General features: G+C 70.6%; 22 protein-coding genes. 7 read left to right on the top strand and 15 right to left on the bottom strand.

The features are described 5' to 3' along the window. Positions 1 to 95: 95 nt before the first annotated feature. Positions 96 to 1,052, top strand: a complete 957-nt coding sequence (locus YWY_RS0119220; RefSeq protein WP_051310431.1) for a neutral zinc metallopeptidase — start codon at positions 96 to 98, stop codon at positions 1,050 to 1,052. Positions 1,053 to 1,086: 34 nt separating this feature from the next. On the opposite strand, the gene YWY_RS22930 is transcribed toward YWY_RS0119220, so the two are convergent. The 3 genes from YWY_RS22930 to YWY_RS0119205 form a co-directional block, all read right to left on the bottom strand. Continuing rightward, positions 1,087 to 1,512: a hypothetical protein gene (locus YWY_RS22930; protein ID WP_156899381.1), complete on the bottom strand. Its 426-nt coding sequence runs from the start codon at positions 1,510 to 1,512 to the stop codon at positions 1,087 to 1,089. 113 nt (positions 1,513 to 1,625) lie between these two features. Further along, on the bottom strand, positions 1,626 to 4,928 hold the full coding sequence (locus YWY_RS0119210; RefSeq protein WP_051310429.1) for an ATP-dependent helicase: 3,303 nt from the start codon (positions 4,926 to 4,928) through the stop codon (positions 1,626 to 1,628). After that, positions 4,925 to 8,152 carry an ATP-dependent helicase gene (locus YWY_RS0119205; protein WP_245566736.1) on the bottom strand — a complete coding sequence of 1,076 codons (3,228 nt, stop codon included), beginning with the start codon at positions 8,150 to 8,152 and terminating at the stop codon, positions 4,925 to 4,927. Before YWY_RS0119205 ends, YWY_RS0119210 begins: the two co-directional genes overlap by 4 nt. Before the next feature lie 86 nt (positions 8,153 to 8,238). On the opposite strand from YWY_RS0119205, the gene YWY_RS0119200 reads away from it, so the two are divergent. Next, positions 8,239 to 8,541 (top strand): MGMT family protein, encoded by a 303-nt coding sequence (locus YWY_RS0119200; RefSeq protein ID WP_028848948.1) that lies wholly within the window; start codon positions 8,239 to 8,241, stop codon positions 8,539 to 8,541. On the opposite strand, the gene YWY_RS0119195 is transcribed toward YWY_RS0119200, so the two are convergent. Further along, the gene (locus YWY_RS0119195) at positions 8,508 to 9,515 is read right to left on the bottom strand and encodes a helix-turn-helix transcriptional regulator (protein ID WP_028848947.1); all 1,008 of its coding nucleotides are present in this window, start codon (positions 9,513 to 9,515) and stop codon (positions 8,508 to 8,510) included. The genes YWY_RS0119200 and YWY_RS0119195 overlap by 34 nt on opposite strands. Before the next feature lie 61 nt (positions 9,516 to 9,576). Here YWY_RS0119195 and YWY_RS0119190 point away from each other — a divergent pair, with 61 nt between their 5' ends. From YWY_RS0119190 to YWY_RS22925, 3 genes are read left to right on the top strand one after another with little or no spacing between them, the layout of a single operon-like run. Beyond that, on the top strand, positions 9,577 to 9,978 hold the full coding sequence (locus YWY_RS0119190; RefSeq protein ID WP_028848946.1) for a DUF3224 domain-containing protein: 402 nt from the start codon (positions 9,577 to 9,579) through the stop codon (positions 9,976 to 9,978). A gap of 17 nt (positions 9,979 to 9,995) precedes the next feature. Further along, positions 9,996 to 10,214, top strand: coding sequence for a hypothetical protein (locus YWY_RS24745; protein ID WP_245566735.1), 219 nt, complete (start codon positions 9,996 to 9,998; stop codon positions 10,212 to 10,214). Continuing rightward, the gene (locus YWY_RS22925) at positions 10,184 to 11,131 is read left to right on the top strand and encodes a winged helix DNA-binding domain-containing protein (RefSeq protein ID WP_342665131.1); all 948 of its coding nucleotides are present in this window, start codon (positions 10,184 to 10,186) and stop codon (positions 11,129 to 11,131) included. The genes YWY_RS24745 and YWY_RS22925 overlap by 31 nt, the downstream gene beginning before the upstream one ends. 54 nt (positions 11,132 to 11,185) lie before the next feature. On the opposite strand, the gene YWY_RS0119180 is transcribed toward YWY_RS22925, so the two are convergent. The 8 genes from YWY_RS0119180 to YWY_RS0119145 all read right to left on the bottom strand — a co-directional run bounded on the left by YWY_RS0119180 (position 11,186) and on the right by YWY_RS0119145 (position 19,369). Further along, on the bottom strand, positions 11,186 to 11,947 hold the full coding sequence (locus YWY_RS0119180) for an ESX secretion-associated protein EspG (protein ID WP_028848945.1): 762 nt from the start codon (positions 11,945 to 11,947) through the stop codon (positions 11,186 to 11,188). Between the two features lie 3 nt (positions 11,948 to 11,950). Beyond that, positions 11,951 to 13,327: a hypothetical protein gene (locus YWY_RS0119175; RefSeq protein ID WP_156899379.1), complete on the bottom strand. Its 1,377-nt coding sequence runs from the start codon at positions 13,325 to 13,327 to the stop codon at positions 11,951 to 11,953. Positions 13,328 to 13,362: 35 nt separating this feature from the next. Further along, positions 13,363 to 13,968, bottom strand: coding sequence for a DUF3558 domain-containing protein (locus tag YWY_RS23885; protein ID WP_245566752.1), 606 nt, complete (start codon positions 13,966 to 13,968; stop codon positions 13,363 to 13,365). Positions 13,969 to 14,030: 62 nt separating this feature from the next. Then, entirely contained in the window at positions 14,031 to 14,465 is a 435-nt protein-coding gene (locus YWY_RS0119170) for a hypothetical protein (protein WP_028848943.1), read from the bottom strand. A 173-nt stretch (positions 14,466 to 14,638) separates the two neighbouring features. Further along, on the bottom strand, positions 14,639 to 15,454 hold the full coding sequence (locus YWY_RS0119165; RefSeq protein ID WP_028848942.1) for a TIGR02569 family protein: 816 nt from the start codon (positions 15,452 to 15,454) through the stop codon (positions 14,639 to 14,641). A 388-nt stretch (positions 15,455 to 15,842) separates the two neighbouring features. Then, positions 15,843 to 17,021 carry an adenylyltransferase/sulfurtransferase MoeZ gene (gene moeZ, locus YWY_RS0119160; protein ID WP_028848941.1) on the bottom strand — a complete coding sequence of 393 codons (1,179 nt, stop codon included), beginning with the start codon at positions 17,019 to 17,021 and terminating at the stop codon, positions 15,843 to 15,845. A 214-nt stretch (positions 17,022 to 17,235) separates the two neighbouring features. Beyond that, positions 17,236 to 18,303: a DUF3152 domain-containing protein gene (locus YWY_RS22920; protein WP_245566734.1), complete on the bottom strand. Its 1,068-nt coding sequence runs from the start codon at positions 18,301 to 18,303 to the stop codon at positions 17,236 to 17,238. A gap of 79 nt (positions 18,304 to 18,382) precedes the next feature. After that, a complete protein-coding gene (locus YWY_RS0119145; protein ID WP_051310459.1) occupies positions 18,383 to 19,369 on the bottom strand; it encodes an alpha/beta fold hydrolase in 987 nt (328 codons plus the stop codon). A gap of 188 nt (positions 19,370 to 19,557) precedes the next feature. Here YWY_RS0119145 and YWY_RS0119140 point away from each other — a divergent pair, with 188 nt between their 5' ends. Beyond that, positions 19,558 to 20,217, top strand: coding sequence for a TetR/AcrR family transcriptional regulator (locus YWY_RS0119140; protein WP_028848939.1), 660 nt, complete (start codon positions 19,558 to 19,560; stop codon positions 20,215 to 20,217). 112 nt (positions 20,218 to 20,329) lie between these two features. On the opposite strand, the gene YWY_RS0119135 is transcribed toward YWY_RS0119140, so the two are convergent. Further along, positions 20,330 to 21,214: an alpha/beta fold hydrolase gene (locus tag YWY_RS0119135; protein WP_028848938.1), complete on the bottom strand. Its 885-nt coding sequence runs from the start codon at positions 21,212 to 21,214 to the stop codon at positions 20,330 to 20,332. Positions 21,215 to 21,336: 122 nt separating this feature from the next. Between YWY_RS0119135 and YWY_RS0119130 the strand changes: the two genes are divergently transcribed. Beyond that, a complete protein-coding gene (locus YWY_RS0119130; protein ID WP_245566733.1) occupies positions 21,337 to 22,098 on the top strand; it encodes a TetR/AcrR family transcriptional regulator in 762 nt (253 codons plus the stop codon). Positions 22,099 to 22,110: 12 nt separating this feature from the next. Here the strand turns inward: YWY_RS0119130 and YWY_RS0119125 are convergent, their stop codons facing one another. Further along, on the bottom strand, positions 22,111 to 22,368 hold the full coding sequence (locus YWY_RS0119125; RefSeq protein ID WP_028848936.1) for a DUF3107 domain-containing protein: 258 nt from the start codon (positions 22,366 to 22,368) through the stop codon (positions 22,111 to 22,113). A 72-nt stretch (positions 22,369 to 22,440) separates the two neighbouring features. Then, positions 22,441 to 23,160: a ferritin-like fold-containing protein gene (locus tag YWY_RS0119120; protein ID WP_084609364.1), complete on the bottom strand. Its 720-nt coding sequence runs from the start codon at positions 23,158 to 23,160 to the stop codon at positions 22,441 to 22,443. Positions 23,161 to 23,209 lie beyond the last annotated feature (49 nt).

Raw genomic sequence — 23,209 nt, 5'->3', positions numbered from 1 at the left:
CTCGCTGCGCCGATGTACCTGCCAACGTACCTGGATCACCCCGGTGCGTGCCCATGGACGTCACGCGTCGGGACGCTGCCGTATGCTCCACCACCATGCCGGAGCCTGACGGATCCGAGTTGACCGGGAAGCCGGACCGTGTCCATCGGCTGGTCGTCGTCGCCGTCTGCGCAGCCATCATCGCAGCACTGGCGGGCGGGATCATCATGCTCGTCGACGTGCTCGGCTCCGACGACCACTCGCCGGCCGCGCAGCATGCCCGCAAGCGGGAGCCGGGCGGGGCGGGCGCGGCGGGGTCGAACCAGACCGCCGGGCCGGAGGCCGAGCCGCCGCGCAAGATCATCAAGCTCGCCGACCACCCGCTGGTGACCACGCCGGGCCTCGGGTTGCCGAACAACGCCTGCCGGTTGCCGGAGTGGGACAACTCGCAGGCGACCGCCAAGCGGTTCTTCCGGGCCGCGACCCGGTGCCTGGACCGGGCGTGGGAGCCGGTGCTGCGCGAACTGGGCCTGCCGTTCACCCCACCGCGGCTGTACTTCCCGGAGGGGCAGAGCTTCGCCAGCGATTGCGGCACCATCGAGGTCGGCATCCAGACCGCGGCCTACTACTGCGAGGGCGAACTGTTCCTGCCGTTCGCCGGGCTGCAGCTGGACCAGTACCAGGACAACCCCGGCGTGTACCTGGCGCTGATCGCCCACGAGTACGGCCACCACGTGCAGGAGCTGGCCGGGATCATGGACGCGGCGTGGCGGCAGATCTACCAGGCGGGCGAGGGCACGGCTCGCGCGCAGGAGATCAGCAGGCGCAAGGAGCTGCAGGCGCAGTGCTTCTCCGGGCTGTTCCTCGGCTCGCACGTGGACCGGGGCGGCTCGATCGACCGGCAGATGTACGACCGGGCCTGGCACGACCAGGAGACCCGCGGGGACGACACGTCCGGCGGCCACGACCACGGCAGCAACGAGAACTACGCGAAGTGGTGGCGCAAGGGCGCGCTGGACAACCGGCTGACCGACTGCAACACGTTCAAGGCTCCGGCAAGCGAGGTCAGCTGACCGTGTGCCGACGGCCCACGCGGCCTGCGACGGCCTACCGGGCTCGGCGCCGCCTGCGGGTGACCAGCCAGGCGTAGAGCCCGCCACTCATGCACGCCAGGCTCATCAACCCCAGCCCGATCGACCTCCGCACGCTGTCGAACCCGGTGACGGTCTGCGCGCTGCGCACCGTCAGCGCGCCGAGCGGAACCTGCGCAGGCACCACGACGTTGAGCTTCTCCCCCTTCTCGTGACCGCACGCGGACAGCGTCGCGTCCCGCTGCTCCTCGCCCAGGGTCACGGTGACCTTCTCGGTGGGGTTGGGCTCGGTACACGGCGTGGACTCGACGACCTTGGCGGGCACCACTCGCTCGGCGACCGGTTCCTCGGCGAACACCTCGTGCCCGTACGAGCCGGTGACGAACAGCACGACGAAGCCGACAACCGCTGCGAGCAGCACACCGCGCACGGTCGCCGACATCGAGCTCACCTCGCCCGCACCCGATCGCACGCCACGATCGTTCCAGATCGGCATCGGATTCTCAGCCCCCATTCGCCGCGACCTTCACCATCGCAGGCCGCGGCGGTTGCCGCTCACGCATCGCCGGCGGCGGGCACCGAGCGGAGCAGGTCGCGCAGCCCGTCGGCGTCCAGCAGGTCCACCGGGCGCACGGTGCGGTTCGACCGCACGTAGTGGAACGCGGCCCGGACCTTGCCGACCGGTATCCGGTTCAGCGACGCCCAAGCCACCCGGTAGGCGGCCAGCTGCACCGACAGCGCCCGCTGCTGGGATTCCGGTGGCATCTGCCCGGTCTTCCAGTCGACCACCGTCCACCCGCCGTCCGGATCGGCGAACACGGCGTCCATGCGCCCGCGAAGCAGTACTCCGTCCACCTCGCAGACGAACGGCACCTCCACGTCGTACGGCGTGCGATGGGCCCATTCGCTTCGCTCGAAGGCTTCCCGCAGCGCCTCGGCGTCGGCATCGGCCTCCGCATCGGTGTCGGCGGCACCGGGCAGGTCGTCGAAGTCCAGCAGCCGGGCGACGCCGAACCGGCGCTCGAGCCAGGCATGGAAGGCGGTGCCGCGCCTGGCCACCGTGTTCGGCGCTTGCGGCAGCGGCCTGCGCAGCCGGCGGGCCAGCGCGCCGGGGTCCGCGGCCAGGTCGACCAGCTGGCTGACCGACATGTGGTCGGGCAGCACGACCCGGGTGGTCTCCTGCTGGCCGCGAGCGCGCTCGGCCAGCAGCACGTCGGTGTCGGCGGCCCAGCTCTCCGGATCGTCGTCGGGGCCGTGTTCGGAACCGGGGACCTGATCTGCGGCCTCGTCCTGGGCGTCGAGCCGGGCCAGTTCCTCCAGCACCATCGCCGCCCCGGTGGCCACCGCTTCCCGCCGCTGCCCCAGCGGGTCGGCCGGCCAGTGCGCCTCGCGCGTCTGCGCCAGGTACGGGTTCTGCTCCTCGTCCGGCCGTTCCGCCCACTCGACCACCGAGCCGCGTGACGGGTCGTCGCGCAGCTTGTCGGCCACCTCGGTGAGGAACACCGACGGCCCGAGCGGCTTCTTGGCGGTCTCGCCCCACCAGTGCCCGGACAGCAGCAACGTGTGCTCGGACCTGGTCAGCGCGACGTAGCACAGGCGGCGCTCCTCGTCGGCGTGCCGCTGGGCGAAATCTTCCTGGTGGCGCTGAATGGCCTCGGCCACCTGCTTGCGGTCCTCGCCGCCGTGCAGCCGCAGCTCCGGCAGGTCGATCCGGTCGCCGCGCAGCGCGGCGGGCAGTTCGGTCACCGAGGTCAGCCAGCAACCACCCCGCCGCTTCGCGGGGAACACCCCCTCGACCAGATGCGGCACCGCCACCAGCTGCCATTCCAGGCCTTTGGCCGCGTGCACGGTGAGGATCTGCACCCGATCGGTGGCGACCACGACCTCGCCGGGTTCCAGACCGTCCTCGGCGTGCTCGGCCGCGGCCAAGTAGTCGACGAAGGCCGACAACGTCGGCGACGAGGACGATTCCGCGAACTCGGTGACCACGTCCGCGAACGCGTCCAGGTGAACCCGGCCGACGCTGCCCGGCCGGGCGGCCGCCTCCACGTCGAGCAGCATGGTGCGCTCGATGTCGGCGACCAGCTCCGGCAACGTCTGGTCCAGCCGCGAGCGCAGGCCGGCCAGTTCGCGGCTCAGCGCGGTGATGCGCCGGTAGCCCTCCGCCGAGTAGCGCTCGGCCGGGCCGGGGTCGTCGATGGCGTCGACCAGGCCGGTCAGCTCCGCCCGCTCGGCCACCGCCGCGTCCAGCGCCGAGTCCTCGTTGCCCTCCGGCACCGCGGCCAGCTCCCTGGCCCGGCGCCACAGGGCGGCCAGATCGGCCGCGCCGATGCGCCACCGTGCACCGGTGAGCAATCGCGCGGCCGCACTCCCGGCCAGCGGGTCGGCAAGAACCCGCAACGTCGCGACGAGATCCGCCACCTCGGGCTCGGCCAGCAACCCGCCGAGGCCGACGACTTCGACCGGAACCCCGCGCGCTCGCAACTCGGCAGCGATGGGCGCCATGTCCGCCCTGCGGCGGACCAGCACCGCCGCGGTCGGCGGCGATCCGGATGCGGTGGCGGCGTGCCAGCGCTCCGCGATCTCCTCGGCGAGCCAGGCGCGTTCGGCGCCGACGCTCGGCAGGAGAGCACATCGGACATCGGCGCGCGGGGCGCTCGGCAGCGGCCGCAACTCCCCGGCGCCGCTGCTCGCCCGCAACGGCGCCGACACCGCGTTGGCCAGGGCCAGCACCTGCGGTGGGTTGCGGAACGAGGTCAGCAGGCCGTACTTCGCCGCGGGGCGGCCGCCAGAGCGCGGGAAGTCGCTGGTGAATCGGGGCAGGTTGGCCGCGCTGGCACCGCGCCAGCCGTAGATCGCCTGCACCGGGTCACCGACGGCGGTCACCGGCATCGGCGGCGGCTGCGGCGTGCGCCCCGGCTGGGCGCCGAACAGTGCGCGGAGCAGGACACGCTGCGCGTGCCCGGTGTCCTGGTACTCGTCCAGCAGCACCGCGCCGAAGCGCTGTCGTTCGATCTCCACCACCTCGGGGTGTTCGGCGGCCAGCCGCGCGGCCAGCGCCATCTGATCGGCGAAGTCGAGCGCTCCTTCGGCGAACTTGCGCCGCCGGTATTCCTCCACCAGCGGCAGCAGCCGGAGCCGCAGCCGCTGCTGGTCGACGATCCGCTGCAGGTCGGACCGCAGCTGCGCCCGCTGTCCCTTGGCGCGCGGGGCGTTCAGGATCAGGTCGGTCAGCCACTCGGTGTAGGCGCGCAGCTGGTCGACGTCCACCAGGTGCTCACCGAGTTCCCCGGCCAGCTGCAGAACCTGCTCGGTGATGCTCTGCGGGACGTAGTCGGTCTCCAGGTCCTCGTCCCACGAAGCCACGACCTTGTGCGCCAGCTGCCAGCACGCCGTCTCCGACAACAGCCGGACGCCCGGCTGCACCGGAATCCGCAGGCCGTGCTCGGACAGCAGCCGTCCGGCGTAGGCGTGGTAGGTCAGCACCGTGGGCTCGCCCGCCACCAGTGCGGCTTTGATCCCGCCGCTCGGGTCCACCTCGTCGAGCAGGCCGGAGCCGGCCAGCCGCCGCAGCCGGGCCCGCACGCGCTCGCCGAGCTGACGTGCGGCCTTGCGGGTGAACGTGAGGCCCAGGATCCGCTCCGGCGCGACGTAGCCGTTGGCCACCAGCCACACCACCCGTGCGGCCATGGTCTCGGTCTTGCCTGCACCCGCACCGGCCACCACCAGGGCAGGCTCGGCAGGAGCAGCGATGACCGCGGCCTGCTCCGGGGTCGGCCTCGGCAGGCCGAGGGCTTCCGCGATGCGCTCCGGGCTGGCCTGTGCCCGGAGCCGCGGCGACGTGGTCGACGTGGTCATGACGGCACCTGCCTGCCTTCGGGCTGGAGCGGGCAGCAGGCCCGGACCGGGCAGCGGCCGCAGTCCGTGCTCGCCCTGGCGACATACACCGGGCCGACCCCTGCCCTGGCTGCGGACCGAACCCGATGCAGCCACTCCTGCCTGCCTTGCTCGTCCAGCGGCGGCTGGCTGACGACTTTCCCGGCACCGGTCTTCTTGTCCGGTTTGGCCAGATACAGCAGCTGGCCGCCGCCGGGCTCACCGCCGCTGAGCCACACCGCAAGCTGGTAGGTGGCCAGTTGGGTGTGCTCGGCCGCCTCCTGGGCGCTGACCGGTGACTTGCTCGTCTTGATGTCGACGACGACCTGGCGCCCCGAACCGTCCTTCTCCAGCCGGTCCACCCGCCCGCGGATGCGTACCCGCTGCACGCCGTCGGCCGCCGGGGGCAACTCGACCGTGATGTCGAACTCCACGGCCAGTTCGGTCAGCTGGTCGCGGCTGCGCCGCAACCATTCCAGGAAGGCGTCCAGCATGTGGTGCACCCGCTCGCGCTCGCGCCTGGCGAACCAGGGCGCGCCCACGTCCAGCTTGCGCCACGCCGTGTCCAGCTCCTTGCGCAGCTGCTCGACCGTAGCTCCGTCGGCTGCTCGCTGCGCCAGCCAGTGCACCAGCGAGCCGGTCACCGCGGCCAGCTGCGCGGGGTCGGTGCCGCCGTGCCGCTCCAACAGCCACCGCAGTGGGCAGCGATCCAGCAGATCGACGGTCGACGGGGACACGGTCAGCTGCTCGTCCGGCCCGGCAAGCGGCCTGTCGGTGGACGGTTCGGCCAACCCGTACCAGCTGTCCGGGTGCGCGCCGGGCACGCGGGCGGCCGCCAGCCGGGCCAGCTGCCGCGCCGCCCTGCGGCGGCGCCCGGGATCGGCCTGCTCGTCGCAGACGGCGGCACGGAGCTCGCCGACCAGCCGGGACAGCACCAGCGGCCGCTGCACGGCCTGCCCCGCACTGCTGGTCACCTCCACCGGTTCGACGCCCAGCTCGTCGATGAAGCGGGACGGCTGCTCGTCGTCTCCGGCACACGCGCTGACCAGCAGCCGGCTGCGCGCCCGGCTGCAGGCCACGTGGAACAGGCGCCGTTCCTCGGCCAGCACCGGCGCGATCGCGGAAACCGTGTCGGCGTCGACCCCGGACAGCACGTCGACCAACCGCTCGACGCCGAGCAGCGAACCGCGCGGGCGGAGATCGGGCCAGCTGCCTTCCTGCACGGCCGGCACCGCGACGACGGTCCACTCGCGCCCGGCCGCACCGTGCGCCGTGGTCAGCTCCACCCCCGCCGACGTCACCGCCGACGGCGCCAGGCTGTCCCCGGCGATCCGCTGCGACAACAGGTAGTCGGCGAACCCGTCCACCCCTTCCTGCGGGAGACGGTCGGCATACGTCGCCGCGGCGTGGAACAGCGCGACGACGGCGTCCAGCTCGGCGTCCGCCTGGCGGCCGAGCGATCCGCCCCGCTCGGACAGCCGCAGCCACCGCTGCTGCAGCCCGGAGGCCTGCCACATGTCCCAGAGCACCTGCTCGACGTCGGCCTTGCGGTCGATCGCGGCACGGCCTGCCGACAGCACCGCAGCCAGCCTGCGCAGCGGGCCCGCTTCGCTGTCGGCCAGCGCGGTGAGCGGGTCGTTGTCGCGGATGGCCTGGACCAGCAGCTCGTCGCTGGACCGGTCGCCGCCGGTGGTCAGCTCGAGGCGGCGCAGGCCGCGCCGCAACCTGCGCAGCGCGAGCGGGTCCGCGCCGCCGAGCGGTGAGGACAACAGCTCGTCGGCCAGCTCGGGGGTCAGCTGCTCGGGGTGGGCGACCACGCGCAGTGCGGTGAGCAGCGGGCGGACGGCGGGGTTGCGCGCCAGCGGCAGGTGATCGGCGGCCGACGCGATGGGCACTCCGGCCCATCGCAGTGCCCGCTGCAACACCGGGAAGGTCCGGCCGGGAGACCGGACGACGACGGCCATCTCGTCCCAGGGAATGCCGTCGACGAGGTGGGCCCGGCGGAGCTGGTCGGCGACCCATGCCGCTTCCGCGGCCGGGGACCGGAACAGGCGGACCGCGACACCCAGGTCCGGCTGATCCGGCGCGACGTCGGGCACCCGGTGCGGCCGCGGCGCCGCCTCGGCCAGGCGCGCGACGGCCTCACGCACCGAACGCGCCATCCGCCTGCCTTGCCGCAGCGTCACGGTGTGCTTGCCGTCCGGGTCGGCCTCGACGAACTCGACCGGCTCGGCTCCGCGGAAGGAGAACACCGTTTGATCGGCGTCACCCGCCACGACGAACTGCTTCGCGCCGGTGCCGATGAGCCGGATCAGCCGCCACTGCAACGGGGCGAGGTGCTGCGCATCGTCCACGAACAGATGCCGGATGCGCTCGCGCTCCCGAGCCAGCAGCTTGTCGTCGTCCATCAGCGACAGCAATGCCGCCGTCACCAGCTCCGCGGCGTCGTACGCGGCGGCAGGCGGCACCGCCAGCGCACTGCCTCCGGCCGCGCGCAAACGGGTGACCTGCTCGTACTGCTGCCAGAACGTCCCCGCGGCGACCCATTCGTCGCGCTTCTTCCGGCGCCCGAGGCGCACCAGGTCTTCCGGGCTCAGCCCCCGCTCGGCTGCCCGCATCAGCAGATCCCGTAGTTCCTCGGCGAAGCCGGGAACGGTCAGGGCCGGCCTGAGCCGTTCGGGCCAGTAGCTGTCGTGGCCGTCCATGGCGTCCGCCAGATCACCCGCGAGCAGTTCCCGGACCACGGCATCCTGTTCCGGCCCGGACAACAGGCGCGGCGGTGGCGAGCCCTCCTCGGCTGCCTGGGCACGCAGCACGCCGAAGGCGTAGGAGTGGACGGTGCGCACCATCGGCTCCCGGACCGCGCGCGGAGCGGAGGCTTGCTCTCCGGACAGGTGGGTCAACAGGCGGGCGATCTGCGAGCGAAGGGCCTCGGCGGCCTTTCTGGTGCTGGTCAGCACCAGCACACGGTCCGGCCCGTCGTCGAGCATGCGCCGAGCGGCCGCCTCGGCCAGCAGCGACGTCTTGCCCGTGCCGGGGCCGCCGACGACGCGTACGAACCCTTCGCGGCCGTCGAGCAGCTGCTGGGCTTCGCCGTCCCATTGCCAGCCGGCCGGCCGCGCTCGGTCCGCTCTGACGAGCGTCGGCGCCGGTCCACCCGTGGCGCTGGGCATGCCGGGCTCAGCGAGCAGGTGGGGGTCGGGCATGAGTTGATGGAACCATGCCGGGCCGACGGTGTCCGGAGCACACTCCGGGTACGTCCGAGGTCGGTGCCCGGCCGTAGGCTCGGCTCGTGGACGAGGAGCTGCACGAGCGCATCAGGCACGTCGTGGCGAGCATTCCTCCTGGCCGGGTGAGCACCTACGGCGACGTCGCGGCCGTCGCGGGCGCTTCGACGCCTCGGCTGGTCGGCAGGGTGCTGCGGGAAGACGGTCATGACCTGCCGTGGCACCGGGTGCTCCGGGCGGACGGCACCCCTGCCCCGCATCTGCGGCGCGAGCAGCTCGAGCGGTTGCGCGCCGAGGGGGTGCTGGCCGACCGGCAGCGCGTCGACATGCGCACTTATCGCTGGCTGCCCGCCGAGCCGGAGTCGTAGGCGGCCGCCATGCGGCGGACGGCTTCGGCCAGCTCGGCACGCAGGTCGGCGGGCTCGAGCACTTCGATCTCCGGTCCGAAGCGCAGCAGTTCGCCGATCGCCGACCTGCCCTGTTCGACCGGGAGCTCCACTTCCTGCCAGCCTTCGGCGTCGACATCGGCGCCTGCGGCCTCGGCCTCTTCCACGGCCTTCTGCCCGACCGCGCCGAGATACACCGGTGCCAGCGCGCGCCCCAGCTTCGACATCCGCACGCGCGCGGTGCGTGGGTAGAGCCGCTGCTCGAACTGTTCGGAGAAGGACGACCAGAACTCCGCGAGGTCGAAGCCGGCGGCCACCCGGTCGCGATCGAACTGGCCGAGGACTTCCACCGACTGAATCCGCCCGACACGATAGGTGGTCGCCGTGTTGCCGACCCGCGCCACCAGATACCACTGGCCGGCCTTGAGGACCAGCCCGAGCGGTTCGACCGTCCGCTCGACTTCTCGCCTGCCCCACTTCACGTACCGGATACGCAGTACGCGTTCGTTCCACACCGCATCGGCTACCGCGGCCAGGTGCGGCGGGCTCTCCACGTCGTGGAACCAGCCGGGCACGTCGAGGTGGAAACGCTGGGCAACGGTGTTCGCGCGCGCCCGGAGCTCGGGCGGCAGCGCCGCGCTGAGTTTGAGCTGAGCGGCCGCGAGCGTGGCGCCGAGTCCCAGCTCGGCTGCGGCGTCCGGCAGGCCGGACAGGGCCAGCGCCTGTGCCTCGGCTTCGGTCAGTCCGGTCAGCCTGGTGCGGAAACCGCCGACGAGCTGGATGCCACCGGAGCGTCCGCGCTCGGCGTAGACCGGGACACCCGCGGCTGACAGGGCGTCGATGTCGCGATACACGGTGCGCACCGACACCTCGAGTTCCTGGGCAAGTTGCTCAGCGGTGAGCCTGCCCCGGTTCTGCAGCAACAGGAGCACCGACAGCAGCCGGCTGGCGCGCATGTCGGCAATTCTCCCAGAAAACATGACAGAAGTTGTCAGGAAATGAGCGGACGATGAGCTCATGACCGACAACACCCTCACCGTGCAGACCTGGGACGAGCACATCGTCAGCGGCAGCAAGGGCACGCCACGAGTCGCTCATGCCCACGCCACGTACGAGTACGCCGGGCTCATCGAGGGCGCGTCGATCGCCGACGCTCTGCTCTACTACGCCGAGACCGGTGACGACGGCGACAGCACGTCGTTCGCCTTGGAGCGGATCGAGGGCACAGTGGAGGGGAGGAAGGGCTCGTTCATCGTGCGCCACGAATACCGCATTTCGGCCGCCACGCACCACGTGAGCAGCACGTTCACCGTGGTGCCTGGTTCCGCCACCGGTGAGCTCACCGGGATGACCGGCAGTGGCACGACCTCCGGGTCGTCGCAGACGATGAACTACACCTTCGAGCCCGTTTTCGGCTGAGACCACCGGGAGCCACCGTGTTGCACGTCGACCGCCAGCAGGTTCTGGCGTTCCGTATCGCCGCTCAGGAGTTGCATCGCCCGCACGACGAGCCGGGAAAGCTCGCCGTGCTGCGGTTGGGGGTGCAGGATGCCTCGCAGGTGGCTGCCCGCCTGGCGCTGGCCACCCGGCTCGCGGGAGACCCTGAACGGTTCGCCGGTGCGGGATTCGCCGAGGAGCTGCGGGCCGCCGACTGACGCTGGCGTGGTCGCACCGTGGTGCTCCGCATCTGCACCATGCCGCCGATCTTCCGTGGGTGGCCCAGTCGCTGGTGCCGTTGGACGACGGCGACGCGCAGGCCAGAATGGCGTGGCAGCGCCGGGACGTCGCTGAGGCCGGGATGCCGGTCACCGAAGCGTTGACGACGGCGGCCGAGCGGCTGCGCGAGGTCGTTGGGGCCACGATGACCAAGGGCGCGGCCAGCGAGGCGGTGACCAAGGTGTTGCCACCCGGACTGGTCCGCTGGTGCCGGAGATGTCAAGCCACGCACATCCACGAGCAGCTGATGCGGCTGGCCACGCTGCGTGCGGGTGTCCGGCTCGAACCGGACGTCTCACCGGCCACCTTGACCCCGATCGACGGGTGGGAGGACGTCACGAGGGAGCCCGATCCGGCGACCGGCAGGCGGGTCATCGAGGAGTATCTGCGCGTGCATGGCCCGGCGACCCCGGCCGAAGCGTCCGGCTTCCTGGGGACGACGCAGTCGGTGGCGAAGCGCATGTGGCCCGACGGGCTTGCCGCGGTCGACGTCGACGGGAAGACCGCGTACTTGCCCGAGGACGCGCTTCCGGCGTTGGAGAGCCCCGCCGAGCCCTCGTTCGTGCGGCTGCTTCCTCCGGCCGACCCGTTGCTCCAGGCACGGGACCGGGCGGTCCTGGTGCCGGAGAAGGAGAATCACAAGCAGGTGTGGCGGATCCTCGGCAACCCGGGGGTGGTGGTGGCCGACGGCGAGATCGTGGCCACGTGGCGCGCTCGGGCCCGCGGGCAGCGGCTGGAGGTGACGGTCAGCCCGTTGACCGGCAGGCACCGGCCGGACGTGAGCGAGCTGGAGGCCGAGGCGACGCGGACGGCACGCGCCCGCGGGCTCGACCAGGCGACCGTCGGCTTCGCCTAGCGCGGTGCTCGCGCGCCCACACCCGTGGGTGGCCAGTCAGCGTTCGGGCTGGGTTCAGAACGCCGGCTGGGTAAGGGTGGCTTTCAGGTCGGCAAGCGCTTTGCGGACGTGGTCGGCGGTGGCCGGGCCGCCGTAGAAGCGTTCGTCCCGTCCCTCGCCCACGGTGTAGGTGAGGAAGTGACCCCAGTCCAGCGCGGCGATGTGCAGCGGCCGCTCGGTGTGGATCACCTTGCCGCTGTCGTCGCGGACTCCCACCACGATCTCGATGGCGGGACCGGCTTGGGGACGCTGGATGAAGGACCGCAGCTGCTGGTGCTCGAAGCTCACCGGCGCCACGGCCCCGCGCTCGTTCGCCTCCTTGACGTCGTGCAGGTTCACGCTCACCAGGGGGCCGCTGCCGGGTTGCAGCTCGAGCAGGTCGAGCAGAGCGCCGATGAGGTCGTCGGGGTCGACCTCACGGAAGCGCACGATGTCCGTGCCGGCCTTCTGGTTGCGCTCCCGCACCGCGAGCACTCCGCTCCGGTTCTTCCGGGCGGCCAGGGCGGTGTACTTGCTGTCCTCGACCCGGAAGTCCGCCACGTACTCCAGCGACGGCTCGCACAGGGCAGGAAGCACGTCGAGGACGGCATCCACGGCCCGATTCTTGCTTTCCAGCAGACCGCGGTCGGCGAGTTCCTTGGCCGGATCGGGGCGTGCGTCACCGTCACCGTAGAACACCGCCACCGGCCGCAGGACCGGGTTGAGCCGGCCGGCTCGTTCCCACTCGGCGACCAGCTCGAGGGCATGGGGCGAGGCGGTCAGGATCGGACCGTACACGTCCTAGGCGTCCTTGTCCTTGTACTGGGTGTGCGGCTTCACTTGCCGCGACGACGGCGCTTCAGGCGCCGCACCGATCACCGGGTTGATGACAGTGTGGCCCGTCGTCTCGTCGATGGTCTTGGCGCCCAGCTCGTCGTACTCGACCTTCAGGCCTTCGTCGAACTCTTCCTTGACCGCGTACTTGTCCTTGTGCTCGGAGTCCTCGGCACCCTTGCCACGCTGGCCGGCCGCGCCGGCGACGCCGCCCATGCCGGGGCGAGCGCCGACGCCGCTCGCCGCAGCGCGGGCCGCCGCAGCACCACCCGCACCAGACCCGGGGCCGCCGCCACCGAGGACGCCCGCACCCTTGCCCGCCTGCAAGCCGGCCGTGCCGCCGGTCAACCGAGCCGTGGCGGCCGCACCACCACGGAGGATGGTGGGCGTCCTGCCCGCTCCAGGTGCACCCCCTGACGCTCCGCCGGCGGTACGACCCAAGCCACCCGTCGTCATCCGCGCGCCCGCACGCGAGCTGCCCGCCGGCGGCCTTGCACCGGGACGGGGCGGCCTGCGGGAATCGTTCGACTGACCTCCGCCCGCCGGACCGACGGGCGCGACAACCGGACCACCCGGTCGCGGACCTGGGGTTCCTCCGCCACCGGGGCCGCCACCGCCGGGACCGGTGACGGGCGCAGCGATACCGGTGGTCGGGCCGGGCGTCGCCGGATGCGGCACCGGGCTCGGCGCGGGCCCACCGATCGACCCACCACCTCCGGACAGGTTCGGGCCGGAACCAACCGAGCCGATCCCCGGACCGGGCATCGAACCGGTGTAACCAGGCTGGCCGAGGGTCGGGGTGCTGATGGTGGCACTTCCGCCGCTGCTGGACGTCTCGGTGCGACCGATGTAGATCGGAGCACCATCGTCCTCTATGATGCCGTAGTCCTTCGGCAGAAGGTCGGTGTTGTCCACGGTGAGGTCGCGATACTGCTCCATCACCCGCACGTTGTTCTCACTGGCCGCATTATGCGCCGCCAATGCCTTGCGGTACGGGACATCCGGGTCCGGAACACCCGGCACGATCGCCGCAACCCCACGAGCGAACAGACTCGGCTCTTCAGGCTCGGGTGGAACCGGCTCTACCGACCGCTTCCCCCACTTGTAGCCTTCCTCCTGCCGGTACACCGAGTCGTTCGCCATGGCGATCAACGGAGCACTCTCGGAATGCGCTTGAATCAACGGCTCGACACCGCGACCGGCTGCTTCTGCACTGTCCCCCTCCCAATACGTCAGCAATTGCCTGCGCGAGTCGTCGAGCTCCTTGACCTCCTCGCGGAACTTTTCGACCAGGTCCTCGATGACCTGGCGCGCAGCTTCGAGCGGGGTGATGTCTCCGGACATGAAGATCTCATAGATTTTCTCACCAGTGAGTTCCATCACTTACCCCCCGCCAATGTGTCGAGCACTGCGGCCGCCACCTTTTGAGCACCGTCACAAGCAGCCGACGGATCCGCCGAGTGGATCATGCGAACAGTAAAAGTCAACTCATCACTCAGGCCAACCGTCACTGGACACGACCCACGGTCGAGCTCACTGGATTGAGCAGCGATGACCGCCGGGTTCCCGGGATGCCCGGGCAAGCTCACAGGCTCCAGATGATCGATCCTGCCATTGGCTTTGGAGCGATATTCAGCTTCCAGCCCCCCAGAGCCGTCCGCGATGAGTTCGCTGCGCACTGTATTGATACTGACGCCGATCGTCGGCCCTCCCACATCGCTGGAAACCCAGGTACATCGCGGACCGATCATCTTCTGGGCGGCGGGGCTGTCGACGTCCGGCTCCCCTGGGTCGAATTGCGCAAGCGTCTCGAGAACAGCCGCCGGGACAAGCTCGCAGGGGTTCTGCAGATAAGCAGTGGGATCAAGCGGGGTCTGCACCTTCGGATAGTCAAGCGACTCCGAGCCCCCGGGTGCCACAGACCCGGAAGACGCCGTGTTCGCGGGACGCGGAGTACCTCGCTCCTCGCCACTGCACGCGGTCATGATGAATACGACCGCCAGCAGGGCGACCACTGACCAATGCCGTGCACGAACGCTCAACAGACCTACCTCGCTATACCACGAGCGTCGTTCTCTGCCGCTTCCTCTTGCTGAGCGTACCGCTTTCTGGCCGCCTCAATCTTCTCGATGTAGTTCTGGGTGTATCGCAGCGCCGAATCATTAAGTTGTCGAAGGGCCGCCACCGACGTCAAAGCTGTTTTACGATAAGATTCACTTGTCTCATCATAAGAGAACGTTTGATTGATACAGGACTCCAAAGTGTCGATGAGGTAGGCGCGAGCCCTGATGCTCTTTTCCCGTTCCTTGAAAGTATCGACCATCTTTTGCGCCGTGGCATCGTCCGGGAAGCGGAAGCCTTTGCCCGTGGCGTGCAGGTAGACCTTGTCGAGGAGCGTCGAACCGCCGTACTTCTTCCGCTCCAGGTCGAGGTAGTCCAGGATCTCGGCCCAGGCCTTCTCCATGAACATCCCGACGGTCATCGCGGCCCCTCCAGACGCTGCGTGTCGCTGGTCCGTGGCCTACGGTAGCAACAGACCGCGCGCGTGGTGCCACTTTCCGAACACTTCACACCCCGGACACCCACCCCTGGACCACCCACGACGAGGTGTCACCGCACCGCAGCGCCAGCCGGTCCCCGACTTGCCGACCGGGTCTAGACCTCACCGACAAGGACGGCTGCTCGGCGGAGACCGTCCAACGTCTCCTCCCCCGCACTTTCCGGGTCCAGGGCGTGCGCAGCGAGACGGAACATGGTGGCCCGGAGCAGCATCTGCCGCCAGTCGGGCAGATGCGACCACTGCTGGATAAGCGTGGCCCCCGCCGCATTGGCCACAACCGCGTCCACGACCACCAGCGCCGTAGCCCACTCCGCCGGGCGATAGTACGGCCGGAAGTCGAACACAGTAGGCACCCGATCCCCAGCAAGCCGCACACTGCGGAACAAGCTGCCGTGCACGACCTGATTGGGCAACTTCGTCTCCCGAGCCGCCCCAGCCAGGATCTCGAACCACCGGCCACCGTTCGCCTCGTCCAGCTCCACCTCCTCCTCGCCCCAAGCCACCCGGTCGGCACGCGCCAGCACATCCGTGCGCTTGTCGATGAAGTCCGGCCGCGGCACATTGATCAACGCCTGGTGAAGCTTCACCGACACCAGCACGATCTCCTCCACCGACGGCCGCTCCTCGGCCACCTCGTCACCGGATCCCGCAGCCAAGCGGTAAGCCATCCAGCCACCCACGATCGCGCGCCCATCGGTGGCCCGCGACGGCCGCGCAATCCGCACATCCGGCAACACGATCGAACCGAGCGCACGCGCCGCCCAAACCGCCTCCACCGAGTCGGTGGCAGGCCGCAGCACCACACCGTCACCCCGCCAGCCCGACCCGTCGGCAAGCGGCCGCAACGACTCGGGATCGACGTTGAATGCAGCGCAAACACGCAGCGGAGGACGCTCACGAGTGACCGGCACGGCGGCAGACTAACGCGCTCGATTCTCACTCCACCGGGTGACACTCCGCCGCCCGCGGGTCCCTGACTCCATTGGGCGCAACCTGCCACCCCAATGGGCGGCGCATGCCGACCCGCCACCGGGGAGATGCCTCATCCCCTGCCTGGGCCGGTCAGGTCACAGCCCACTCGTGCCGACTGCAAGTCGATATTCACGGCGTCCGTCAGGACACCACGACTCGGGTCCTGCGCACACCGGCCGGACAGCTGCAGTACCGCCCCATGCTGGACAAGTCGCGCCCTGCGCCCACCAGGAACGCCAGAAGCTGGAGGATTCCCCAGAACGGCACGCCAAAGGGCTCGAGTCCGGCCCCCAGGTCGGGACGCGGACTCGAGCCCCGGGTTCGTGCTCAGTACGTCGGCAGGCTCGGGTCGATCTGCTTCGCCCAGGCCAGGATCCCGCCGCCCAGGTGCACCGCGTCGGAGAAGCCGGCGCGGTGCAGCGCCGCCAGCGCCTCCGCCGACCGGCCACCCGACTTGCAGTGCAGCACGATCGGCTTGTCCTGCGGCAGCTCGGCCAGCGCCTCCCCGGACAGGATCCGGTCCTTCGGCACGAGCTTGGCGCCCTCGATCCGGACGATCTCGTACTCGTGCGGCTCCCGCACGTCGATCAGCTCGAACTCCTTGCCCGAGTCGAACATGGCCTTCAGCTCGTGCGGCGTGATGGTGCTGTCTTGCGCCGCCTGCTGCGCCTCGTCCGACACCACACCGCAGAACGTCTCGTAGTCGATCAGCTCGGTGATCTTCGGCGTCTCCGGGTCCTTGCGGATCTTCACCTCGCGGTAGCGCATCTCCAGCGCGTCGTAGGTGACCAGCCTGCCGAGCAGCGGCTCGCCGATCCCGGTGATCAGCTTGATCGCCTCGTTGACCATGATCGACCCGATCGACGCGCACAGCACACCCAGCACGCCGCCCTCGGCGCAGGACGGAACCATGCCGGGTGGCGGCGGCTCCGGGTACAGGTCGCGGTAGTTGACGCCCTTGCCGTTCGGGGCGGCCTCCCAGAACACCGACACCTGGCCTTCGAACCGGAAGATCGAGCCCCACACGTACGGCTTGCCCAGGATGACCGCTGCGTCGTTGACCAGGTACCGCGTGGCGAAGTTGTCCGTGCCGTCCAGGATCAGGTCGTAGCCGGAGAAGATGTCCAGGGCGTTCTCGCTGGTCAGCCGCTCGGTGTGCAGGTTGACCGTGACGAACGGGTTGACTTCGGCGATCGACTCCTTGGCCGACTGGGCCTTGAGCTTGCCGACGTCCGACTGCCCGTGGATCACCTGCCGCTGCAGGTTGGACTCGTCCACCGTGTCGAAGTCGACGATGCCCAGCGTGCCGACACCCGCGGCAGCCAGGTACAGCAGCGCGGGGCTGCCCAGCCCGCCGGCGCCCATGACCAGCACCTTCGCGTTCTTCAGCCGCTTCTGCCCGTCCACCCCGACGTCCGGGATGATCAGGTGCCGGCTGTAGCGGGCGATTTCCTCCTTGGTCAGCTCGGCCGCGGGCTCCACCAGCGGCGGCAGGCTGCCTGACATTCGACCTCCAGGTTCACGCCACGTCGGTTGTGCGGTGCCGTCTGACGTCGATAGTCCTCGCACTGCCAGCGTCCGTCCACATCATGACGTCACCGTCCACACTCTGGAACAACAGCGGCGTGGCATCCCGCATTCCCGCATCCCGGCCGTAAGGGCGGTCACGCCACCCTCGTCGGCGACTGCGCCGCGTCGCACGCAAGCGACAGCCCCGGCGTCACTGCGCCCCGGGATTCGGCCACGCGTTGGGCTTGCAGACCTTCCCGTCCCGCGGCACCGCGGCATAGTTCGTCGGGTCCGCCTTGTTCAACTTGGCCACGTAGTTGTTGGCCACGCCGAACGTCTGCTGCATCATCACCGGCGCCAGGGCACCGTTGCGCTGGCAGCCCACGTGCCCGTTGTTCAGCACATGGCCGACCTCGTGGTTGATGGCGTACTGCCGGTAGGCGGTCATGTCCGAGTTGAACGCCTTCGCGCCGCGCACCCACCGCGCCAGGTTGATGATCACGCGGTCCATCCGGCGCTGGTAGCACGACGACTCGTATCTGATCTGGAACCCGCAGATGTCCGCCCGGTGGGTGGTCCGCGGCGAGGTCAGGCTGATCCGGAAGTCGGCCTTCGCGGGGTCGTCCACCCGCTGGAAGCGCACCTCGCCGCTGCCGATCCAGCTCCGCGGATCCGCCAGGGTGGCCTCGACGGTCTGGGCGAACGCGTCGTCCCCGGTGTAGCTGGACGGGTCGAGGCCGTTCTCCACCTCGACGGTGTACTTGAGCAGCCGCGCACCCCGCTTGCCGACCGGCGGGCTGGAGCCTTTCACCACCCGCCAGGTGCCCCGGCCCTTCTCGGTGTACTTCCCGCCGGGAGGAAGCTCCGCGGTCGGAATGCGCAGGTCCACCGGCTTGACCGGGGTCTCCGTCGCGCTCGGCCCCTCGGGCTCGGACGGTGCGCCCGCTGCCAGCCCTTGCGGCGGCGCAGCTGCCGGCCCGGGCTGCGCACCGTCACGCGCGTCCAGCACCGCCAGGACGGTGACGACCAGCAGAATCGGCAGCGCGTAGATCCGCCAGCCGTACTTCTTGACCCAGCTGGCCGGCCCGGACCGGGGACGGGACCGGGACCGGGAACTCCGCCGGGCGGGTTCGCCCGGCTTCCAGGAAGCCTCCAACGGCTCGGCGGCGATCCGCCTGCCACCGGGGCGATACCGCGGAATGCCGCCCGACGTGCGATCGGGTGGCTGTGACCTGCGAAGCCGTGCGCTCCGCGGCCCGTTCGTCACACGCTCACCCACGGTTTACAGCCTGCCACATCGCGTATCGAATCCTGCGCCGACAGGCTGACATCCCGATCATCGTCGTCACCCTGTCGGCCTATCGTCCGGCCTCCGCCTCACGCCACAGCTCCACGGTGGCTTGCGCCACCCGCCGCGGCTGCTCCATCTGCGCTACATGTCCAGTATCCGGGAGCATCAACAGCCTGCCACGCCGCAGGGCGCGGACGGTCCGCACCGCCTTCCGCGCGCTGATCACCCGGTCCCGCTCGCCCCAGACCACCAGCGACGGCGCGGTGATCTCCTCCAGCGCCCGCCACAACGACCGCGGGCCCCTGGCCACCCAGTCGCGGACGATGCCGAGCGTCGACCGCCCCATCGCGGTGACCGCCCAGGCGTGGCCGCTGCGCTGCCGGTACTCCTCGACCATCTCGGCCAGGCGGTGCGGCGGCAGCCGCGACGGGTCGTGGTAGCACAGCTCGATCACCTGGCGCACGCGCTGCTCCGGGGTCATCGCGATCAGCTGTTGCCGGGCACGCGTCCCGATCACCGGCAGGTAGGCGAGCGCAAGCCGAGGGTCGGACAGCCGCTTGATGCTCGGCCGCAGGTCCGGCACCGCGGGCGAGACCAGCGTCACGGAGCGCACCAGCTCGGGCCACCGCGCAGCCAGCAGGATGGCGATCGCGCCGCCCATCGAGTTGCCCAGCACGTGGACCGGTCCGTCGCCGAAGCCGCGCACGAACCGGGCAACCCGGTCGGCGTGGGCGCGCAGGCTGTAGTCGAAACCGTCCTCCGGCTCGGAGAGCCCGAAACCCGGCAGGTCGACGGCGACGCCGCGGGCCCACGGGGCGAGCAGGCGGCCGAGATCAGTCCAGTTCGTCGACGAGCCGCCGAGCCCGTGCACGTACACGGCGGTCGGCGCGCCGTCCGGGGTGAGCTCGGGTTCGGTCCGCCGGACGTGCAGCCGCACGCCACCGGACTCCTCCACCGTGCCCGGCCACGGCGGCAGGTGCTCGTCCAGCTCCGGCAGTTCGAGGTCGTCCCAGGCGGAGTCGTAGCCGCCGCCCGCCACTCCCGGATCAGCCATGGCACCAAGCATGGCGTACGCCACGACCGCTGCGCCAACGGGCAGAGCTGACGCACCGCTGGTCAGCCGACCCGGCGCGGCTTGCACCACGGGTATTACTGGCGGGTACTGTCGGGAGCGGCGAGATCCGCCCCTGCAGCTACCGACGACAACGCGCGACACAGCGCACGACATGCGGAAGGCCGGCCATGACGGAAACGACGAACGCGCAGGCCACCGGCGTCCTCGCTCAGCTCAAGCGCGGGGTGCGCATGCCCAAACGCAAGCGCCGGGCACAACTGCTTTCGGTGGCCAGGGACGTCTTCGCCGCCAACGGCTACCACGCGACCGCGATGGACGAGATCGCCGAGCGGGCGGGAGTCTCCAAGCCGGTGCTCTACCAGCACTTCCCCGGCAAGCTCGAGCTGTACATCGCGCTGCTCGAGGACAACGTGGAGCAGCTGGTCGCCGAGGTCACCAAGGCCATGAAGTCGACGACCGACAACAAGCAGCGGGTGTACAACGCGGTGGCCGCGTACTACGACTTCGTCAGCGCGGACAGCGGCGCGTTCCGGATGGTGTTCGAGTCCGATCTGCGCGGCGAGCCCGCGGTGCAGGCGGCGGTCGAGCGGGCCATGTCCGCGTGCGTGCACGCGATCACCGACACCATCACCGCCGACGCCGGCCTGCCACCGGCCAAGGCGCAGTTGCTGGCGTCCGGGCTGGTGGGCATGAGCCAGGTCAGTGCGCGCTACTGGCAGGACAACCACACCGCGATCGACCGGGACGAAGCGGTCGCGCTCATCGCGCAGCTGGCGTGGCGTGGCATCGGCGGCGGCTTCCCACTGCAGCACCAGGCCGAGCACTGAGCAGCAGGGGGCCCGACGATTTCGCCAGGGGCCCCAAGCCGTCGCCCACCGGCGGACACCGCGGCGCGTACGGCCCGACTAGGCCGCGGGGACCGTGGCGCGGACGGCCCGGCTAGGCCGCGGGGACCGCAGCACGAATCAACGACATCAGGCTTCGTGCCACGTCGGTGGTGCGCTCGTGCATGAGCATGTGCCCGGCCCCCGGGTAGAGCACGAAGCTGGTCCCGGGCAGCTGCTCGGCGATGACCTTGGCGTGCTCCACCGAGCACAGCCGATCCCGGTCACCGGCCAGCACCACTGTCGGAATGCTGCGCAGCGCGCCGAGTACCACGGTCCGGTCGTGCGCGAAGATCGCGTCCAGCAACCCGCCGACGGTGGCCGGATGGGCGGCGAGCACCGCCCGCGCCGTGTCGTTCACGTGCTGCCAGCGGGCCCGCTTGCCGAACGCCAGCCACCGCACCACGGGACTGATCAGCTGCGGCACCGCGGGCAACGAGCCGTCCTCGCGGCGTTCCAGCAATCCACGCAGCACGGGCTCGGCCCGTGGCACGGTGCGGCCGAGCACCCCGCCCAGCCCCAGCGTGATGCGGTGCATGTTGCCGGACGAGGTCGCCACGAAAGCCACCCCGGCCACCCGGTCGGCGACCAGCCGCGGATGCCGCTCGGCCAGCGCCATGAGCGTCATCCCGCCCATCGAGTGGCCCACCAGTACCACCGGCCCCGAGGTGCGCGCAGCCAGCACCTCGGCCACGTCGTCGGCGAGCTGCTCCAGGGTGCGCGTGCCTGGGGGTGCGGGGTCCGAACCGCCGTGACCGCGCAGATCGACGCGGAGAACGCGGACATCCGGGGGCAGCAGCGCGCACACGCCGTCCCAGCAGCCGCTGTGCTGCGTCCAGCCGTGCACCAGAACCACGGTGACCGGGGCGGTGCTCGGCCCGCTGCTTCGGACCAGCAGGCGGGTGCCGTCACCGGCGGTGAACCGGTCGACCCGTTCCATCCCTGCACTGGACGCCGCCGGCAGCCACCGGCGCTGTGGCTCCACCAGGCTCACGCGCTCCGCCCCTTCGCCGAACTTACTGTGACGAACGGTAACAGTTACCTCGCGGTATGGTGACCGGCATGGCTGACGGTGTCAAGGAGGGCGCACGAGGCCGGGCCGACCGGGGCGACGCCCGGCGCGACCGCTGGCGGCGGCACCGCATCGAGCGCCGCAAGGAGTTCGTCGAGGCAGCGCTGCGGGTCATCGACAAGCAGGGGCCGGACTTCGGCATGGAGGACGTCGCCGCCGAGGCCGGGGTCACCAAGCCTGTGCTGTACCGGCACTTCACCGACAAGGCCGACCTGCTGGTGGCGCTCGGCCAGCGCGGGACCGAGATCCTCTTCAACCGGCTGATGCCCGCGCTGAACCAGGAGCTGGCCCCGGTGCCGCGCATCCGGCGGGCGATCGACGCCTTCTTCAGCACCGTGGAGGAGTACCCGAACCTGTATCGGCTGCTGGTGCACCCGCCGCCGCACGCCGCCGACTCGCCGAGCACCGCCATCGCCCAGGAGGACAAACGGCTCATCGCCACCGCGGTGACCGCCGTGCTCGGCGACTACATGCGCGCGTTCGGCATGGACTCCGGCGCCGCCGAGCCGTGGGCGCACGGCGTGGTCGGGCTGGTGCAGAACATCGGGGAATGGTGGCTGGAACGCCAGTCGATGAGCAAGGAAGCCGTGGTGGAGTACACCACGCAGATCATCTGGGCAGCGATCGACGGCGTGCTGCGCCAGCACGGTCACACGGTCGACCCGAACAAGCCGCTCGAACTGAACAAGGTGATCAAAATGCGCGACACCCGTGGCGACGCGGCCACAGGTGCCGAGAAAGCCGCCGAGTGAGCACTCGCGGCACTACTTGGCGTCCTTGGCGTCCTTCGTCGGCTCGACGACCGCGAACCCGACCCGGCGCGTGTCGGTCGGCGCGATCTCCACGTAGGCGATCTTGTCGGACGGCACCAGGTAGGTGCGCCCCTTCTCGTCGGACAGCCGCAGCAGGCCTTCGCCCTTGTCCAGCGTCTCGGTGACCAGCTTCTCGACTTCCTCCTGCGTCTGGTTGCTGGACACCACCAGCTCGCGGGGCGACTCATCGATGCCGATCTTGATCTCCACCCATGCCTCCTGCACAGCCTCTGCGGACGCGTCCGCTCTCCTGCCAGGCTATCCCACCGCCGGGCGGGCGCGTCAGCCGAGGCCGAGCGCCTGCATCCGCTTGTGGTGCCGCTGCTGCATCCGGCGGAACAGCGCGGCGATGCCCGAGATGTCGCCGGAACCGGAGATGATCAGCTCGGCCAGCCCGTCACGCTCGGCCGCGACGTACTGGGACTGGGTGAGCGCTTCGCCGAGCAGGCGCCGGCCCCACAGCGCCAGGCGGTCGCGCAGCTTCGGATCGGCCTCGATGGCCGCGGTGACCTCACGCTCGGCGAACGCCGAATGTCCGGTGTCGGCCAGCACCGTGAGCACGATCTCCCGCGTCTCGGGGTCCAGCCAGTCGGCGACCTCCCGGTACAGGTCGGCCGCCAGCTGGTCGCCGACGTAGGCCTTCACCAGGGATTCCAGCCACGTCTTCGGCCGGGTGCCTGCGTGGAAGGCGTCCAGCGGCTTGACGAACGGCCGCATGGCGTCCTCCACGGACACCCCGTGCTCGGCCAGGTAACGCTCGATGAGCTGGTAGTGCGACATCTCCGCGGCCGCCATGGCGGACAGCTGGGCGCGACCGGTCAACGTCGGCGCTCCCCTGGCGTCCTCCGCCAGCCGGTCGAACGCGGCCAGCTCGCCGTAGGCCAACACGCCGAGCAGGTCCACCACGCCCTCGCTGAGCGGCTCCTTGGCAGCCTGAGTACCTCGCTGTTCGTCGGTCTTCTCCGTCGCGGAGTTGGCCGATTGGTCGGTGCCGTCGGTCATGTTTAGACCCTAACGCCGATTTGGGCCGGTAGACTGCACCTGGAGAGCG

Origin of the sequence: Thermocrispum agreste DSM 44070 (assembly GCF_000427905.1) — a bacterium.
Lineage (GTDB): Bacteria > Actinomycetota > Actinomycetes > Mycobacteriales > Pseudonocardiaceae > Thermocrispum > Thermocrispum agreste.
This window is presented reverse-complemented; position numbering and strand designations above follow the sequence as displayed.

Bases quoted from the DNA above. Each gene is read 5' to 3' on its own strand.
- YWY_RS0119220 (WP_051310431.1), top strand. From the start codon at position 96: ATGCCGGAGCCTGACGGATCCGAGTTGACCGGGAAGCCGGACCGTGTC.
- YWY_RS22930 (WP_156899381.1), bottom strand. From the start codon at position 1,512: ATGTCGGCGACCGTGCGCGGTGTGCTGCTCGCAGCGGTTGTCGGCTTC.
- YWY_RS0119210 (WP_051310429.1), bottom strand. From the start codon at position 4,928: ATGACCACGTCGACCACGTCGCCGCGGCTCCGGGCACAGGCCAGCCCG.
- YWY_RS0119205 (WP_245566736.1), bottom strand. From the start codon at position 8,152: ATGCCCGACCCCCACCTGCTCGCTGAGCCCGGCATGCCCAGCGCCACG.
- YWY_RS0119195 (WP_028848947.1), bottom strand. From the start codon at position 9,515: ATGCGCGCCAGCCGGCTGCTGTCGGTGCTCCTGTTGCTGCAGAACCGG.
- YWY_RS0119190 (WP_028848946.1), top strand. From the start codon at position 9,577: ATGACCGACAACACCCTCACCGTGCAGACCTGGGACGAGCACATCGTC.
- YWY_RS0119175 (WP_156899379.1), bottom strand. From the start codon at position 13,327: ATGTCCGGAGACATCACCCCGCTCGAAGCTGCGCGCCAGGTCATCGAG.
- YWY_RS23885 (WP_245566752.1), bottom strand. From the start codon at position 13,968: ATGACCGCGTGCAGTGGCGAGGAGCGAGGTACTCCGCGTCCCGCGAAC.
- YWY_RS0119170 (WP_028848943.1), bottom strand. From the start codon at position 14,465: ATGACCGTCGGGATGTTCATGGAGAAGGCCTGGGCCGAGATCCTGGAC.
- moeZ (WP_028848941.1), bottom strand. From the start codon at position 17,021: ATGTCAGGCAGCCTGCCGCCGCTGGTGGAGCCCGCGGCCGAGCTGACC.
- YWY_RS0119145 (WP_051310459.1), bottom strand. From the start codon at position 19,369: ATGGCTGATCCGGGAGTGGCGGGCGGCGGCTACGACTCCGCCTGGGAC.
- YWY_RS0119140 (WP_028848939.1), top strand. From the start codon at position 19,558: ATGACGGAAACGACGAACGCGCAGGCCACCGGCGTCCTCGCTCAGCTC.
- YWY_RS0119135 (WP_028848938.1), bottom strand. From the start codon at position 21,214: ATGGAACGGGTCGACCGGTTCACCGCCGGTGACGGCACCCGCCTGCTG.
- YWY_RS0119130 (WP_245566733.1), top strand. From the start codon at position 21,337: ATGGCTGACGGTGTCAAGGAGGGCGCACGAGGCCGGGCCGACCGGGGC.
- YWY_RS0119120 (WP_084609364.1), bottom strand. From the start codon at position 23,160: ATGACCGACGGCACCGACCAATCGGCCAACTCCGCGACGGAGAAGACC.